We start from the raw sequence: 17,391 nt of genomic DNA on the forward strand, positions 1-17,391 counted from the left end.
GAATATAGATACTAATAAATGTTAGATAGTAATAAACTACAGGAATATTTTGACCTTTATAATAATTATGCAAAGATACATAATTTAGGTAATAAATATTTAGAATCCGGTAAAATAGTAATGCAAACAGAGCATTATAGGGTGTTGTATTACTCGGTGTCATCCCGTGGCTTGTCCACGGGATCCAGTAATAAAAAATACAAAAAGCTCGATTTATCTCGCTTTATGTTGGATCCTGTGGACAAGCCACGGGATGACAATACTTTCCTCATCACCCCTTCCATCTTCAATTCACCGGAAATATTTTTTTTAGCTCGTGACAAAAATTTTATTGAAAATTTGAGAAGCTATGGTGAAGTTTATTTAATAGATTGGCTAGAGATTGGGGAACCTAAATATTTACTAGATGACTATGTGCATAAAATAATTGAAGTAATAGATAGTTTGAAAATTAAGGACATTAATTTAATGGGTCATTGTATCGGTGGTAACATTGCGATAGCTGCAAAAATACTTATGCCTAAATTTATAAAAACTCTGACTTTACTTACCTGTCCGTGGGATTTTTCTCATTTTTTCTATATAAGAATGTTGCATCGATATTTAAAACTAGATAGTGGCATAGAAAATTTACCGATAATTCCTAAAATTCATATACAGATTTTATTTTTTCTTTTATTCCCTGATTATTTTAATGCTAAATTAAAAAAATTTTTCTCTATAACTGCAGGTAAGGAGCAGGAATTAGCATTTAGAATAGAAAATTGGCTTATGTCCGGTAATAATATATCTAAAGGGGTTTATAATCAAATTATGCAAAATATATTAGATGAAAATATGTTTATAAATCTTAAATGGAAAATCGATAATTTTATTATTGATCCGAGTTTAATTGATTGTCCTGTATATATAGTAGGAGCGGAAGATGATCAAATAGTGCCTAAATCTTCCATTTTACCTTTGCAAAAATTATTAAAAAATTCTAAGCTTATAGAAGTAAAAGGCGGACATATTAGCTATTTGATAAATGATAAATTAGATAAATTATTTAAGGAGTACACATTATGACAAAACCGGTTTATATAACTCATGCGAAAAGGACGGCTTTCGGCTCGTTTATGGGTAGCCTTAGTACAACAGCTGCACCTATGCTTGCCGCTCATTTAATAAAGGATATACTGCAAAATAGCAAAATCGATCCTGCTTTGGTAAATGAGATAATACTTGGACAAGTAATAACAGGCGGTAGCGGGCAGAATCCGGCAAGGCAAACTCTGATTCATGCGGGGATACCGAAAGAAGTGCCTGGCTATACGATTAATAAAGTATGCGGCTCAGGTCTTAAAAGCGTAGCACTTGCAGCAAATTCGATTATGATCGGTGATAATGAAATAGTTATAGCAGGTGGGCAGGAGAATATGTCGCTCGGTATGCACGGTAGCTATATCAGAGCAGGAGCTAAATTCGGTGATATTAAAATGGTTGATCTAATGCAGTATGACGGACTAACTGATGTATTTTCAGGAGTATTTATGGGAATTACTGCCGAAAATATCTCGAAACAGTTTAATATTAGCAGACAAGAGCAGGACGAATTTGCCTTAAGCTCTCATAAAAAAGCAGCTAAAGCACAACTAGCAGGAATTTTTAAAGATGAAATCTTACCTATTGAAGTGACGATTAAAAAAACTACTAGTTTGTTTGAACATGATGAAACGGTAAGACCTGATACCAGCCTTGAAATCTTAAGTAAATTACGTCCTGCTTTTGATAAAAACGGTGTAGTTACTGCTGGTAATGCTTCCTCAATTAATGACGGTGCGGCATGTCTTATGGTAGTTTCCGAAGAAGCTTTGAAAAAGCATAATTTGATGCCGCTAGCTCGGATTGTTTCTTATGCTTCAGCCGGTGTTGATCCAAGTATTATGGGTACTGCCCCCGTTCCTGCCTCCCAAAAGGCTTTAAGTAAAGCAGGTTGGAGCGTTAATGATTTGGAAGTTATCGAGGTTAATGAGGCGTTTGCTGCTCAAAGTATTTATGTAAACCGTGAAATGAAATGGGATATGGATAAGGTTAACATAAATGGCGGTGCAATAGCAATCGGGCATCCGATCGGGGCAAGCGGCGGACGTGTTCTTATTACTTTAATACACAGCTTGCGAAGAGCTAAAGCTAAAAAAGGCTTGGTCACTTTATGTATCGGCGGCGGTATGGGTATGGCTATGTGTGTTGAATCGGTTTAAATGTGCATTTGATTATGAGACTGTTAACAGTCTCATACCTATTTTCGTAATTTGCTATTGAAAGTAACTACAGTTTATTATAATATATATCTGATTTAATATCACTACAACCTAATAATGCATCATTACAGTGCGTTATTGTACTTATAAACTCATGGAATGCAGAAGAGTTAGAAAATGTTTCCGGTTCGTAACTCTCCCAATAATTTTCTGCTTCTTCTATATTATTACAAACACGCTTTAGCTTTTGACCAAAATATTTAGGAATATTCCCTAAATTTTTTGCCCAACTCCATACCATAAAATAGTTAGGATTAAAACCAGTAGGATCTATAAGAGGAGTTAGTTTAAAATGCTTCAATAAATTAGAAAAGTTATTTATGAGTTTATGAGAGGCTAACGCTTCATTGGGTACGTAATTCTCATCATCAAATTTATGAAATATTTTTAATCTTTTTAGGCATATAGGTATCTCTTTTGCAAGTTCCACATAACGAGAAGATGGAAATTGTGTATTATAAAAGGTATAAGTTTGATTGATTTTAAGCCATTCCTGATCATTATTTATTATTTGTGCATCTTCAATTGGATATGCGTCATTCCCATCAATTAAACAAGACAATATATAACTTAAGGTAGCTATTTGCATGCTTGGTGACCAGTTTATAGGATTCCAAGAAGACCAAATGCTAGACACTATATATTCAATAATTACCTTATTATTTTGCATTTATTATATCCTGTTTGGGTTAAGGAAATATATTAAATGAGTTTGTAAAAGATAATAAAGTTTTATTAAAAATCATTAATAATTTGGCGATAATTGTGTTAATTATACACATCTTTATATGCTGTAAATAGTAACATTAAAAAGTTGTTTACTTCTTCTAGTTTCATACTTAGGATATTTCTATTTTAAGTGTAAACTTCTTTTTATGTACAATCAATCCGATGAACAAATCAAATCTATTCTAGATGTATGGAAGATTATTGAAGTACTAACTCCCAATAAAAACGAAAATTTAAATAGATATTTTGAAATTATTAGAAGTAATACAGATAAAAAAGGTAATTTTAGTTGCCAACTTGATAAGAAAGAAACGCTTTTTTCTTGAAAGATGCACCGTTTGAAAAGCTAGATAAAAAAGAACTCGGTAAAGAACTCGAGATTAATCTTAATGAATATGAGGTAGTCGTTCATTGGCACGTTTATTTAGGATATTTAAAATGGTCAGCAGCTGAAATTGATCTTTTAAAGAAAACTCAGAATATAAATGAGTTAGATCAAGAATTCTTAAATGATTATAATAATAAAAATTATCAAGAGCAGCCTACTATAACGCCTATTGCAGGACTCACTATCGATGAAAATGGCAAATATGTTGAACATTCGATGATTATTTCCACTGCTGCTTATGCTCTTGGCAAAATCATGAAAGAAGATTTTCAAGGAAAAGAATTAAAAGATTTAGCAAATTTTGTAGATAATAATAACATCTTAATAGATGAAGTATTTGCAGAAAGTGAAAAAATATATTTCATGGATAAGCCACAAGATTCAGCTTTAGGTAGGATTCTTGATTTAGAAATGATTAATATTATGATTGATCTTTTGGTACAAAAATTAGAAATTGACAGAAAATATTTATTTAGCCGCTCTGAAATATGCGTTAGAAGAGTTACATCGCAAAAAAAGAAAAAAGATAAGTCAGTAATTTTTACCCCTCCGTCTTTAGAAATGTTTAATAGTTTTTTTCTAATACCATTAGATTTAGTACGAAACAACATAGAAAAATTTGAGCCGGAATCAGCAATTGCCAAATATCTCGGAAAAGAAGATAAGCCTGATTCTATAGATGTTTTGGAGCGACAAGAAGCTTTGCAAAAGCTACTAGCTCCTCTTGAGATGCAACCGGCACGTTGGTGTTCATCGCCTAAAAACTCTCTTGCTGCTTTGCAAGCCGCTGCAGTTAATGAAGTATTATCTCCTACTTCAGAGAAGCTTTTTGCCGTTAACGGTCCGCCTGGTACAGGTAAAACTACTATACTTTTTGATATTATGGCAAATATTTATGTAGGTCGTGCTTTAAACTTAATAAGTTTAGAAGAACCTAAAAATGGATTTCAAAAGGGAAAAATTTCTCATTCTACTCCGGATTTTGATTATCATATAAGTTCTTTAAAACCGGAATTACAAAATTACGGTATGGTTGTAGCATCTTCAAATAACAATGCCGTTGAAAATATCTCTAATGAAATATCGCTATATAGTAAAATAGATGAATTATATCATGAAGATTTAAGTTATTTTAAACAACTTGTATGCGTTGAAGATAAAGAAAAAAATTGGGGTATGTTTGCTACGCCTTTAGGTAACCTCAAGAATAAAAAGAAGTTTATAAATAGTTTTTGGAAATTTAAAGATGACGAAAAAGGTAATGATGAAGATTATACAATGTTGCAATACCTTAATCTGCTAATTGGTAATAAATGTAAAGATAGAGCTCCGGGACATTATAAACCTAAATATTGTAATTCTTCGGAAGAGTTAAATAAGGCATGGAGTGAAGCTTGTACTAATTTTAAAAAAATACATAGTAAAATTAATAAAATTTATAATAATATTTCGTCAGTTATCGAGCTTAATAAGGAAAGACGTAATATATTAGAAAAAAACAATATTGTTAACAAGCACAATATAAAAGATTATGAAGAAGAAAAGGCACATTTAGAATCTATCTTAATTCATGCAAGAAACGAGATAATGATAAATACGACAAAAATTAATGATTATAATCTTAATTATTTCAAAGTTTTTTATAAGTTATTTAAAACAGAAAAATATCTTGCTTATAGTAATTTATTGCAGCAACAAGAGGAAAAGGTAAATTACGAAAAAGCAATTATAACAAAAATTAATAATTTTAAAAGGTTGATAGATATATCTAAACTTTTATCAGAACCGTATAAGTTTTTAGAAGATGAAAATTTTAATATTAAAGATTTTGAAGAAAATTTATTTTGGAAAAATTGGCAAGAAAATTCTGAAGATTTAAATAAAATTACTCCTTATTTTAATCCTAAATTTGAAATATTAAGATCAGCATTATTTGTAAGTGCCGTTAAATTACATGAGATATTTATAAATGCCAACGCCGATAGTTTTTGGCATAGTCTAAAGTATTTTTTTGATATAACAATAAATTCGTTAGGCAAGCCTGAGATGAACAAGATCGCTTGGCAAAATTTCTTTATGATTATACCGGTTGTGTCTACAACTTTCCACTCATTCGATAGAATGTTTGCAACAGCCAAGCATAATGAAGTTCCTTGGCTATTTATTGATGAGGCGGGGCAGATACCACCGCAATTTGCAGCTAGTGCTATTTACAAATCAAAAAAAGTCGTAGTAGTTGGTGACCCGCTACAAACAGAACCTATTTCTATATTAAAACAAGATTTAATCAAGAAATTATGCGAAAATTTTAAAGTTTCATACCGTGACTGGTCTCCTTCGGAAGTTTCGCTGCAAAATTTAGCCGATCGCACTTCTTTATATCAAACAAAAATAGATGATGTTACAGTTGGCTTTCCTTTATTGGTACATAGAAGATGTCAAAATCCGATGTTTAAAATATGTAATAAAATAGCTTACGGTAACAAGATGATTTTTGCGACCTCTAAATGTAAATCAAACATTAGAGCTATTCTAGGTGCTTCAAAATGGATAGATGTAGAAGAGAATAATGTTCAGCGTTATAAATATGAATCAGAAACCGAATTCCAAAAATTACTGGAGTTACTAAAGCAAGTATTAAAAGAGAAAAATGGAGATGATTTGCTCAAACAAATTTACATCATTACAATGTATAAGGGTTACAGCGAATTTATCCGTAAAAAATTGAAGGGAATATTTGATAATTCAAGGTTTGATAAAGCAATTAAAGAATTTGGATATAAAAATATCGGTACTATTCACGCTTTTCAGGGGAAAGAAGCAGATACGGTTATTATGGTACTAGGGGCACAACATCCTCTTGATAAAGGAGCAAGAAATGTTATGACCGATAAACCGAACGTCTTAAACGTCGGTATCAGTAGGGCTAAAAATAACCTTTATGTTATCGGTAACCTTGAGATTTGGCTGAAACATAAATATATGCCGGAAATCTATAATATGCTTGGTGATAAAGAGTAGACCACCCAATAGATGGTCTGCTATACTCTTCTGCTTTTAAGAATTACTTTTTCATTTCTACTTCAAAGTATACTGCTTAAATAAGAACTTTACTGAATTCAGCTTGGTTATTTTAAGGGGTTTAGCACCAATTTGCTGTATTATTTTTGCTGCTGTTTTTGTTCCAAATTGTCTGCATTTTTCTAAATCATAATTATTTAAAAAACCATATAAGAATCCAGCTGCAAATTGATCTCCAGCCCCAGTAGTGTCAGTAATATATTTAATATTATATGCAGGAATATAAATTTTCTGATCACGATATATGATATGAGCACCATTTTTGTTATCTGTAACGACAAAAATAGTATCATATTTTTGTAAATTATTAACTACTTCATCCCAGTTTGTATTTTTAAAAAGTGCATAAATTTGTTCTCTATCAGAGAAAATAATATCTATTTCTTTTATTAATTCTGACCATTTTTTTCGATATTTTTTTACCTGCTTGTAACTTCCAAAAGTAAAGGCTGTAATTACCTCATTATTTTTTGCAATATGTAGAAATTCCTTAAGTGCATCGTCGTCACCGTCTTCATGCCATAAATACCCTTCTAAAAGTATTATTTTATAATCTTTGATAATTTTATAATCTAAAGGAGGTAAATCTCGTGATATTCCGGGGTAGGCAAGCATAGTACGCTCTCCATCGGGAGAAATAATAATATTAACAACGCCTGTTTCTTTAGAACTATTAACTTTTCTTATTAAACTATATATTCTATATTTTTCTATAGCTTCGATATACTGTTTTCCTAGATTATCATATGCAACTGATCCTAAAAAACTAACTCTAGTTCCCAAATTTGCTAGACCGGCAGCGGTATTATTTACACTACCTCCTAGTTGCTTGCTAATTGGTTTTAAATCTCTTGAGATTTTTGCAGCTATGTCTTTAGAAATTACTACCGACTCCCCCTTTGGTACTTTAACTGATTTAAGATATTGCAAGTGCTTTTCTTCATCATCAAATTTATAGATAATATCATATACTGCTTGCCCTACTGCTAATATGTCATTTTTTTACTTTGCCATTGGTGATTTTCGCGTTTATCTATTACGGCATAGCTAGTATGCGATAATAATAAAAAACTTAATATAAAACATATATTTTTTAGCATCGATATCCCTATTTACTATAATAAAAACTTATATTTAGTTAGATAATATTAACTATTTCTTAGAAATTTTCTATATATTTATTAATATTTAATTTAAGATAATGATAAAAACTATACTTTTTATTTCAAGCTAGGTTTCGTGAAGAAAAATATGAATTTTTAAATTTTGTATTTGTGAATCTAAATTTGAAAAGCAGAAAACTTGATTACTCCTCGGCTTTTCAGAGTTGGCAGGGAGCGTGGATCAATTTCACCTCTGTCATCCTGTGGCTTGACCACGGGATCCAGTTAAAAATACTAAAATATTAGTATTTTTTATTGTTTTTATGGACCTAGTTAGCAAGCCACGGTGACGAGTAGGTTTTACCAATCCACGCAACAATGCCTCTCGGGAATGACAGTAGCACCTTAAATTATTTAACTAAGTCAGTCATAATTTAACCACTTAAATAATATCTCAACTACTAGGCAATAATTATTATACAATAATCATTGTAAGTTGAGTATTTAGGTGCTATAATATCTATGTGGGTTCGTCCTTTCCCACCAATGAGCTGAAGAGGTCGTTTACTGCGTAGCGGGACACGGCCTTTTTTATGTTATGATTGCGTAGTTAACGCTTTAGATTTATTCCTTAATTTCTGCTATTTTATATCTCGATTATATACTAGCTACCGGCTTTTAAATCAAATATGCTTTTTCCTTTATTGAGCATAGGACTTGCTCTATGGGTATAAACTCTATTTCTTTGATTCTAAAACCCTCCTGAAGTCCAAGAACTGTATTGATAAATTCTTTTAATCTCTAAATCTCGAAAGATTTTTTTAAACAAACTAGCATTCGTTTTTTGGTGTATAATTGCTAAGCATATATAAACCATATTAAACTTTAGGCTACAGGAGATAAATCTTGTATCTATATAGTTTTTTCTACTTTTTACTACAAACAATATGTTTATTAAGTTTTTACAAATTTTATATTGTAATCAAAAGCTGAAATAGCTAGGCTATTTTAATAAATAAAATTTAAGTATTGTAAGAGGTACAAAATGAAAGAACAAAAATTATTTATAAATGATATGAATTATATGAATCAACACTATACAATAAAAATTTTTGGTTTTGTTCCTAACAGTAGTTTTCAAAAGAAAATAGAGCTATTCTGTATATTTAATAATGAATCTTTTGGATTATCATACGTACCTATCACCGAAACTCTACAATTCAGATTAACAAGAAATTTCTTCGTAAAACTAGATCTAGAAACCATAAATGCTAGAGAAAATATTAATATATTAAATGCCCTTTCATGCGATGCTCAAAATCAATGGTATGCAGCAAAAGATGGCGAGGAGGTTAGTGTTCATTATGCTAACTTACAAGAAATAAAAGGATTAAGAGATTTAGTAGAAAATGATAAAGTTAAATTATCATCTCATGATAAAACAGAAACACTTGAGCTTATAGCTCAATATGAGCAAACCTATCCAGATTTAATTAAATTAATGGGTGAAGAAGATGATATTATATAATCTTAAATAGTTAAAGTTTTTAATAAAATTTAAAAAGGTAAGGTATGAAAAGACATTTTGCATGTAAATCTAATTTCCTTGTTAAATAAAGGAAATAAGGCGATAATTTGTATTTGCGAACCTTTAATGAGTTTAGATTATAGCTTATTAAGCCTACGCTTAAGTTTTGTTATGATTACTTTGAAAACTATTAATTTTAAAATATGGTTTATTACCCATATAAATATATGGACATTTATTATAGAACTAAGTATTATTAAATTAATCGATTAAAGGCTAAAAATGCATTCTTCTTTTGAATGGGACGAAGAAAAAAATAACATTAATATTGAGAAGCATAACGTAAGCTTTTATGAAGCTCAAAAAGCTTTTCTAGATATAAAAAGGATAATTCTTGAGGATATAGACCATAGTATTACAGAAAAAAGATATTTTTGTTTAGGTCAAGTTGATGGTAATATTTTAACAGTCCGTTTTATGTTTCGAGGTAATCATATAAGAATTTTTGGAGCAGGATACTGGCGTAAAGGTAAGAGAATTTATGAGCAAGAGAATAAAATACACTGATGGGGAAATAGGGGAAGTAAAAATAGTAAAAGATTTCTTACCACATCCTAGAGAACTGTTGTTAAAAGATGATTCTGTAAAAGTAACCATTTCTTTAAGTAAAGAGAGCGTAGAATTCTTTAAATCAGAAGCAGCAACTGCACATGTTCCTTATCAAAAAATGATTAGGATGTTACTAGATAAATATACTAAGCATTATAAAGAAAATAAAAGAGCATAGAGCTGGCGGAGAGAGAGGGATTCGAACCCTCGATACGGTATGACCCGTATAACGGTTTAGCAAACCGCCGCCTTCGGCCACTCGGCCATCTCTCCGGTTATGGCTTAACTTTATATCATCTAAATTATAAAATTTCTAGAATTATTTTAGAATTTTTATTATTGATTTAAATATTATTCATAATCATTTTCTGATAATGCAGAATTGCCAATAATCAAAGATTTCGTATCAAAGCCTGGTAGCCCTTTAAAGTCCATATGCCAATAACTAGGTAAGCCATCCCAGCTTCGGTAATATTCAACATATTTGTAAAAACGTTCAATCTCTGTTTCTATAGTTTTAATATTTGTATTATCGTTACAAATATTAAAAAGTTGCTCGGTTATATAATAAATAGATTTGGTATCATTTTTATATTTACCTATTAGGTACTCTATAATTTCGACTCGTTTTTGTAAGCTAAGATTGTAAGAGCTTGCAGTTAGAAACTTTACCAAGCCATCTTTATCGTCACAAATATTAAAAAGCTGCAGGGCTATGGGATAAATGGATTCAATATCATTTTTATATTCGTTTATTAAGTATTTTATAATTTCGATTCGTTTGTTTAAGCTAAGGTTCATAGAATCAGAAATTAATAATTCTACAAAATCCTCATTATCGCTACAAATGCTAAATAGTATTTCTGAGTGTTCTTCACCAAGATTATCAAATAATTTCTGATATTTAACTAAAAATCTATTCCAAGTTATTGCTTCGATATTTATAAAGTTCTTATAGTTTTTTGGTTGGTATTCAGTCTGATATTTTTGTGATGGTACTATAAAGTTGAGGTTATCTAAATTTTGATGAAAATTTTGTAGTTCTTCAAAATATGCAGCCATAAAAATAATTGTACACTGAGTAATAACAGAATCTACAAAATAAAATTGGTGAATAAATTTTATAATCTTTGATAATTCTGCTACTAGATCGGTATCTAGTTTTCTAATATCATTTACTATATCATCTATATATGTTAACTCTTCATTCGTGTGTGCTTCATATTTAATATTTAAATCTTCAAATGTAATAATTTTACCTTTCGCTATTTTATCTGTTATTGTATAGTTTTTAATTATAGGTTCTTCGTAATTAGCGATAATATAAATTTCCGGATTATATATATCTTTGAAATTATTTCGCAGCATATTTTTTACTGCTTTTACCGTATTTTGATTTAGATAATCAAGCTCTAGCATGTGAATATTGGTAAGTAGTAAACTTGCATTATCTTTTTTATCAAAAGGAACAACATACCATGGATACTCACCTTCTTTAATGTATCCTTTAATAAGAGCAATTTTCCTATAACATTCTTCTTTTAAAAATGTATCATTAGTATCTGTTAAAGCTAACTTTTCAAGTTCCGTTATTACCTTATTTAAATAGCTTCGCCAATCACTAGTTAATAATTCTAGCAATTGCTTAAAAAAACTAAAACTAATTTTCATATAATAATAATATTAAGTTAATTTAAAAACTTTATATACTCTGCTGCTTTCAAGAATTGCTTTTTTCTTTTATCAAGGACTCGCTTCCTCACCTATTTAAGTATAGGCTGCGGGTACTCACCTCTCAAAATAAAATGAGAGTTCTTGAAATCATTTGAGTATAAATCAGAAGTTATGAGAGAGTGTCTAAAAAATTCTGTAGTTCTTCTAAATTACTTATATTACTTAACTTATATGGATAATTAATTTTTCGGAGCATATTTGTTAATACGCTTCCGGCACCTATTTCTACTATATGAGTTATATCTAAGGTATTAAATAGTTCTAAAGTTTCACGCCATCTAACTCGTCCGCATATCTGAAGAATTAAATTTTGTTTGATTTCTGTAGGATCTAGAGTAGGTTTTGCGGTATAATTTTGAATTACCGGTATCAAAGGCTTATTAATTACAGCTTTATCAAGAGCTACTCGCATTTTTTCTTCTGCCGGCTTCATTAAGCTACAATGAAATGGAGCACTGACTTTCAGTTTTATCGCTTTATAGCCCAAATCTTTAATTATGCTAATAGCATGATCTATAGCTGCGGTCTTGCCGCTTATAACTATTTGTCCTTCGATGTTATCATTGGCAATTTGGCATAAATTTATTTTGTTGATATCTTCTAATATTTCTTCAAGTTTTTGAAGTGGAATATTGATACAAGCTGCCATGCTTCCCTCACCTTCGGGACATGCTTCCTGCATAGATGTACTACGTATATGCAGTAGTTTTGCTGTTGTCTCAAGACTAATACTTTCAGTGCTACATAAAGCACTATATTCACCTAGCGAATGACCTGCAGCATAATCGCAAAGACTATCCAAACTTTTACCGGTTTCAGCTTTGATAATATTTATTATTGCCATAGATACTGCCATTAATGCCGGCTGTGCGTTGGTAGTTAGGGTTAGTTCCTTGGAAGTACCGTTAAAAATTATGTCGGTAAGTTTTCGATTTAGTGCTTCATCAACGATTTGAAAAGCTTCTTTAGCGGGTTTAAAATTATCATAAAAATCTTTTCCCATGCCGATCAATTGCGACCCTTGACCGGGGAAGATAAAAGCTGTTTTCATATTTGGTATTATCGATTGAGTTTATTAATAGATTTTATTAAAATTTTCTAAAATAGTCAAATTATTTTAAGCATTTTAAAACTGTTTTTCAATTGCTACGCTACATATAATTTTTACAAAAGTATTAATTTTTCTTAGCTCTATAACTTGATTACTTCCAACTAGTACTATAAATTAAACTAAGAAAATATAAATAAGGAAATTAGTTATGAAGTTAAAAGAATATTTTAAAAAGTTAGAAAGTACAGCTTTGGTCCATGGCTTGCTGCATTTAAAAGATTATTTACAGAAAAGGAATTAGAAGAGGAAATAGCGAATATAAAACTAAACGAATCTGAAAAACAAGAGGTTAATAAAAAAGATTTAGTTATTTTATCTAATAATGTTATTGAAATTGAACAAAAAGATACAATAGAGCATGAAATTTCAAGAGTTAACCAATATAAAGAGAATATACGTTTGGTATTTACTCTAATTACCAATATTCAATTAGAAAAATTTGCAGAATTTATCTCTAATTTACCGAAAAAACGTAGTGAATTTAAGGATTACTTTCATAGTGAAGAACAAAAAGATGGGTTTTTTAAAGAAGATGCTTATAAAAAAGTTGTTAATAAAGGTAAATTAGTTGAAAAATTTCAAAACTCACATAAATATAATTATGAAGAAATAGAACAAAATGTTCATGAATTACAAGCTTATTTAGGTTCATATGAATATAAGTGTGATATTCCTAAATCTGATTTATTAGGGCATGATTATTACTATAATGCATAAATTATTATGCTATCTGAAGTAGCGGTTTCAATAAAGATCTTATTAATTTTCTTATGACAATATTTAAATATAAATGATTTAAATTTAAGATATAGGAGTTAAATTGAAATAAAAAATATTTAAGTTGAAATTTAAATAAATGTTACTACTATTATGTAGTGTAAACTAAATTCTATGAAATTTATAATGTTTGATCAGTTAAATATCTTATATCCTCTGTTAATAAGTATTTTTATTTTTCTTGTTGTAGTCGTTTTTTCTAAAATAACAATGTATAAAAAAACCTTAAAAGAAAAAAATTTAAGTATTATTCAATTTTATCTAGATAAAAAATTTCTTCATAATCATTTAAATAAAAATCTTAAAAGCCCTAGAACTGAGAATTATGCTAATTCTTTTTTAGAAAATATAAAATCTTATTTTAAATTAGATGATATAAAAGTAATTTCGCAGAAAGAGCTAGAAAGTGATCAGGAACTCAGTAGTTTATTTAAAGAAAAGTTAGAAGAAGTTGCTGCATCTTTTTTAGATGAAACAAAAAAAGATATAACAACTTTGTATGAGGTGCTGCATGCTAATAAAGAGTCGCAGGATCAAGAAGAACATAGATTATATATATATATTTACCGCCTGAACAAATAAAGAAGCAAGACGCCAAAAAACTTATTTATGTAAAATCTCCTTATAAATTTACTAAGGAAGAAATTGAAACGCTGGATATTTATATACATTTAGTGCAGTTATTTAATACTAGTTCGGAGTAAGCTAGGAAGTAATTGCTAAAAGCGGGAATAATATTAAGGGCATTTTCCGATCCATGCAGCCGTTCTTTGACAATAGCTAATTGACTTTTTTAAAAAATTAATTAAAATCTTCCGCAAGAATAGCAGTAACGTTATTCCGGGGTGTAGAAGTCCTATATCACAGATGGTTAGCATTATCCATTTAAAAATGCTCCTCAACTTTGTCATGGTTGGGGTGATTTTAGCTATGTTCAGGGTTTAAAGTTTGCACTTTAAACCTAAAAGCTATTATAACTGTTCTGTGACAGTTCTTCTAACGCCCCAACCACCCAAGGTCAAAATCTTCGGTGGTTGAAACTTGAGCAATTTAAGTTTGGGAGCATTTAAGTGTCAAATCAAGGCAAAAAAAGCATTTACGATATAGTATTAGATTCTACTGAAAAAGAGATAAACATGCTAAAAGATGAAATTGCATTTTTATTAAAAAATCCTGTCACAAAAGAAGATATAGAGAGAATCGAGCAACGTTTAGGAGAGTTGGAAAGCCGAATAATGACTTAATAAAGCATTGCTAACTAAAGAGAGATGATAATAGACTTCTTGCATAACTTGCTTCTAAGGGTAATTTGTACGTCGAACCGGTACTCGAATCCTCACGTACTATAGTGTACGCTGCGGTTCTGCGTTCCGTGTCTCCTTCAAATTCCTCCTTATTAGCTACGTTATGCAAGAAGTCTAATAAAAAAACTCGATGTCATCCCGTGATTTATTCACGGGATCCAAAAAAATACCTAAACATCTAGTATTTTTAGTTGTTTTCCTGGATACCGTGGTCAAGCCACGGTATGACATCTCTCTTTAGTTAGCAATGCCCTTAATAAAGCAGCTGTTAATTAAAAGTTTGCTTGACTATTTCATACCAACAATTTTCAGGAGCGGCTGCTTTATTGCTAAAACCGCATATAATTAGCCGGTCTTTAGCTCTTGTCATTGCAACATAGAGTAGTCTTATATACTCCTGTAAATCTTTTAACTTTTCAGCTTCTTTTAGTTCTTGTAGGAACTCCGGCGTATCTACAATATTGGCAGAAAAAAACATTTCCCCTTTATCGTCCCAAATAAATTTATTGCTACTTACCGGCAAAGTAGTAGAATCGCATAATATAACGATAGGAGCTTCAAGCCCTTTAGAGCCGTGGACGGTCATTACTCTTATCTTGTCTGAATGCTCCATATCACGTTTGATGTAGATATCGTTATTCTCAAACCAAGCAATGAATCCTTGCAGTGAATTATCTATATCATTTGTATAGTTTTTGCTTAATGTTAATAGCTCATTTATCATATCATCATCGTAAATCTCTCGTAAATTTAGATTATTCACCACTAAATCAAAGAAATTCTCAACAGTAGATATTTTATAAATTACAATTAGGGAATTTAACTTAGCGTATATTTCTTCACAAGCAGATAGATTATCCCATAAACTATTATCGGTTTTATTTACAAGAAGTTCGTATAATTGTTTTTCGTTCATGCCGATAATCGGCGATTTTAGTAAGCCGGCAAGGTTTAAATCATCATCAGATAATAACACAAATTTAGCTACCGAGATTAAATCCATTATCGTTAGATTTTCCTTAAGGTTAATTCTATCGCTTATCTCAACTTTAAGCTTCGCTTTGCTAAGTTCTTTTATCAGATTATTACTAAACTCATCTCTCTTTCTTACTAATATCATGAAATCTTTTTCGGATATTCTGCTTGCGGTAGAAGGCAAAATTTCTTTGCTTTCTATTTGTTCTTGTATAAAATTTACGATTTTTTCTATCAATAAATCAGCGGCGGATTTAGAATTTTCATAATCTTCAGGCAATGCCCAAAAAAGCTCTTCTTGTTTTTCACTGGTTACTAACGGCCATACCGTTATAAAACCTTGATGTGTACGAAATGAGGAGATTAAAGGGTTATCTGAAAGGAATAAACTAGGGTAATTGGATTTTATATTTTTCAAAACATTATGAGTAAATTGTAAAATCTCTGCACATGATCTATATGAATATTCAAGCGTGATATTTTTGAACTTCTTGTTAGCATTTGTAAGATTTGTTTTTAGTTGTTCATTTACTAAGCTGAAATTATGAAGATCAGCTCCTTGAAAGCTAAAAATCGATTGTTTATCGTCACCAACGATAAAGGTACTATTATTCGGCTTATTTGCCGCATTAAATTCTGTTATTAAAGTAGTGATAATATTCCATTGCTGGGGGCTTGTGTCTTGTGCTTCATCGACAAGAATATGATTTATTTCACTCTCCAGCTTATGTAGCAACCATTCATGTGTAGTTTTATTATTCAGTAATTTCTCGGTGTAGTAAATTAGATCATCGTAATCGAGTAAATTATTTTCTTCTTTATAGAAATCGTATTTTTTTAAAATAATATGAGCAAGTTTAGTAAGTAAATTCGTATGATATTCTAGCTCCTCTATGCGACGCAGCTCATCTAATCGGTAAATTTCAGAAGTGATTTTTTCTAGCTCTAACAATAATTTAAGATATTTTCTTATTAATTCTTTCGATAAAAAGCTTTTACGTTTTTTTCCGTCTTTGGTAAAAAAAATTTCTTTCGGTTCTATTTCCAAATCATATTCTGCAAATAAGTTTTTCACCTTATCGTAAATATTATTTAATTCCCCTAACGCTAATCTTTTATTAGATATTTCTTTCGGAATAGTTTTATGAGTAAATAACTTCTTGAATTTAATTTTCTGCTCGATTATCTCAGTAAAAATATCTTGCAATGTTATTTCATGAAAGCGGTTAAGTAAAATTTTAATTAAATCATTATGTTCATCGCTTAGGTAAATTTCATTTCTGATATTTAGGAAAATATCTTGTAATTTAGTTTCTTCAAGAATTTTAAATTCCGGTGTGATACCTGCTTCTAAAGGAAAAGTTTTAAGGATTTTTTGACAAAACGCATGAATTGTATAGATATTTAAAGGCTCATTACTATTTAGTATTTTATCGTATAAAGTTTTTGCGTTTTCTATTTCTTGCGGTAGCGGCTTATTGCCGCTCATTAAGAAAAGTTCTTCTTCTAGTTTCTTGGTATCGCAAAGAGAAAGATGTTTAAGTCTGCTATTAATCCTTGCTTGCATCTCTATAGAAGCAGCATTAGTAAAAGTAAGGCATAAAATATTTGCAGGTTCTACGCCTGTTATTAACAAACGTAAAAACCGATCGGTTAGGATTTTGGTTTTACCTGTACCTGCTGATGCCGAAACCCAAACGGAATAATTAGGATCGGATGCTTGTTGTTGTAGATTGCTCATTTTTTCTT

The 17,391-nt window shown here is 30.3% G+C and carries 16 protein-coding genes, 1 tRNA gene and 2 pseudogenes; 11 read left to right on the top strand and 8 right to left on the bottom strand.

Annotated features, from left to right (window positions below; translation table 11 throughout):
- Positions 1-18 precede the first annotated feature (18 nt).
- Both RF_RS00875 and RF_RS00880 read left to right on the top strand, forming a co-directional pair.
- Positions 19-1,068 carry an alpha/beta fold hydrolase gene (locus tag RF_RS00875; RefSeq protein WP_011270514.1) on the top strand — a complete coding sequence of 350 codons (1,050 nt, stop codon included), beginning with the start codon at positions 19-21 and terminating at the stop codon, positions 1,066-1,068.
- Positions 1,065-2,243, top strand: a complete 1,179-nt coding sequence (locus tag RF_RS00880; protein WP_011270515.1) for an acetyl-CoA C-acetyltransferase — start codon at positions 1,065-1,067, stop codon at positions 2,241-2,243. Before RF_RS00875 ends, RF_RS00880 begins: the two co-directional genes overlap by 4 nt.
- A gap of 67 nt (positions 2,244-2,310) precedes the next feature.
- Here RF_RS00880 and RF_RS11115 read toward each other — a convergent pair whose 3' ends face one another.
- Positions 2,311-2,973, bottom strand: coding sequence for a hypothetical protein (locus RF_RS11115; protein ID WP_011270516.1), 663 nt, complete (start codon positions 2,971-2,973; stop codon positions 2,311-2,313).
- Between the two features lie 205 nt (positions 2,974-3,178).
- Here RF_RS11115 and RF_RS11120 point away from each other — a divergent pair, with 205 nt between their 5' ends.
- A complete protein-coding gene (locus RF_RS11120) occupies positions 3,179-3,358 on the top strand; it encodes a hypothetical protein (RefSeq protein WP_052326370.1) in 180 nt (59 codons plus the stop codon).
- Positions 3,355-6,441, top strand: a complete 3,087-nt coding sequence (locus RF_RS07985; protein ID WP_011270517.1) for a DEAD/DEAH box helicase — start codon at positions 3,355-3,357, stop codon at positions 6,439-6,441. Before RF_RS11120 ends, RF_RS07985 begins: the two co-directional genes overlap by 4 nt.
- A 57-nt stretch (positions 6,442-6,498) precedes the next feature.
- Here RF_RS07985 and RF_RS00900 read toward each other — a convergent pair whose 3' ends face one another.
- Positions 6,499-7,431 (bottom strand): adenosine kinase, encoded by a 933-nt coding sequence (locus tag RF_RS00900; RefSeq protein ID WP_011270518.1) that lies wholly within the window; start codon positions 7,429-7,431, stop codon positions 6,499-6,501.
- 837 nt (positions 7,432-8,268) lie between these two features.
- Positions 8,269-8,481: pseudogene (locus tag RF_RS11125) on the bottom strand (hypothetical protein).
- A 168-nt stretch (positions 8,482-8,649) separates the two neighbouring features.
- Here RF_RS11125 and RF_RS00905 point away from each other — a divergent pair.
- From RF_RS00905 to RF_RS09620, 4 genes are read left to right on the top strand one after another with little or no spacing between them, the layout of a single operon-like run.
- Complete coding sequence (locus RF_RS00905) at positions 8,650-9,132, top strand: hypothetical protein (protein ID WP_011270519.1); 483 nt, start codon at positions 8,650-8,652, stop codon at positions 9,130-9,132.
- Between the two features lie 57 nt (positions 9,133-9,189).
- Positions 9,190-9,405 carry a hypothetical protein gene (locus RF_RS10400; protein ID WP_156144430.1) on the top strand — a complete coding sequence of 72 codons (216 nt, stop codon included), beginning with the start codon at positions 9,190-9,192 and terminating at the stop codon, positions 9,403-9,405.
- 9 nt (positions 9,406-9,414) lie between these two features.
- A complete protein-coding gene (locus RF_RS09615; RefSeq protein ID WP_011270520.1) occupies positions 9,415-9,699 on the top strand; it encodes a BrnT family toxin in 285 nt (94 codons plus the stop codon).
- Positions 9,674-9,919 carry a CopG family transcriptional regulator gene (locus tag RF_RS09620; RefSeq protein WP_045812941.1) on the top strand — a complete coding sequence of 82 codons (246 nt, stop codon included), beginning with the start codon at positions 9,674-9,676 and terminating at the stop codon, positions 9,917-9,919. Before RF_RS09615 ends, RF_RS09620 begins: the two co-directional genes overlap by 26 nt.
- A 3-nt stretch (positions 9,920-9,922) precedes the next feature.
- Here RF_RS09620 and RF_RS00920 read toward each other — a convergent pair.
- From RF_RS00920 to fabD, 3 genes are all read right to left on the bottom strand, one after another.
- Positions 9,923-10,014, bottom strand: a tRNA-Ser gene (locus RF_RS00920).
- Between the two features lie 78 nt (positions 10,015-10,092).
- Positions 10,093-11,412 (bottom strand): hypothetical protein, encoded by a 1,320-nt coding sequence (locus tag RF_RS11875; protein WP_011270522.1) that lies wholly within the window; start codon positions 11,410-11,412, stop codon positions 10,093-10,095.
- A 172-nt stretch (positions 11,413-11,584) separates the two neighbouring features.
- A complete protein-coding gene (fabD, locus tag RF_RS00945) occupies positions 11,585-12,526 on the bottom strand; it encodes an ACP S-malonyltransferase (protein ID WP_011270523.1) in 942 nt (313 codons plus the stop codon).
- Positions 12,527-12,985: 459 nt separating this feature from the next.
- On the opposite strand from fabD, the gene RF_RS11130 reads away from it, so the two are divergent.
- The 3 genes from RF_RS11130 to RF_RS10405 all read left to right on the top strand — a co-directional run bounded on the left by RF_RS11130 (position 12,986) and on the right by RF_RS10405 (position 14,607).
- A complete protein-coding gene (locus RF_RS11130; RefSeq protein ID WP_011270524.1) occupies positions 12,986-13,303 on the top strand; it encodes a hypothetical protein in 318 nt (105 codons plus the stop codon).
- Between the two features lie 186 nt (positions 13,304-13,489).
- Entirely contained in the window at positions 13,490-13,945 is a 456-nt protein-coding gene (locus tag RF_RS10780) for a hypothetical protein (RefSeq protein ID WP_194289493.1), read from the top strand.
- Between the two features lie 488 nt (positions 13,946-14,433).
- On the top strand, positions 14,434-14,607 hold the full coding sequence (locus RF_RS10405; RefSeq protein ID WP_162180257.1) for a DUF5320 domain-containing protein: 174 nt from the start codon (positions 14,434-14,436) through the stop codon (positions 14,605-14,607).
- Between the two features lie 28 nt (positions 14,608-14,635).
- On the opposite strand, the pseudogene RF_RS08465 reads toward RF_RS10405, so the two are convergent.
- Positions 14,636-14,776: pseudogene (locus tag RF_RS08465) on the bottom strand (palindromic element RPE1 domain-containing protein); the annotation flags it as partial.
- A 159-nt stretch (positions 14,777-14,935) separates the two neighbouring features.
- The gene (locus RF_RS00960) at positions 14,936-17,383 is read right to left on the bottom strand and encodes a UvrD-helicase domain-containing protein (protein ID WP_011270526.1); all 2,448 of its coding nucleotides are present in this window, start codon (positions 17,381-17,383) and stop codon (positions 14,936-14,938) included.
- Positions 17,384-17,391 lie beyond the last annotated feature (8 nt).

Origin of the sequence: Rickettsia felis URRWXCal2 (genome assembly GCA_000012145.1) — a bacterium.
Lineage (GTDB): Bacteria > Pseudomonadota > Alphaproteobacteria > Rickettsiales > Rickettsiaceae > Rickettsia > Rickettsia felis.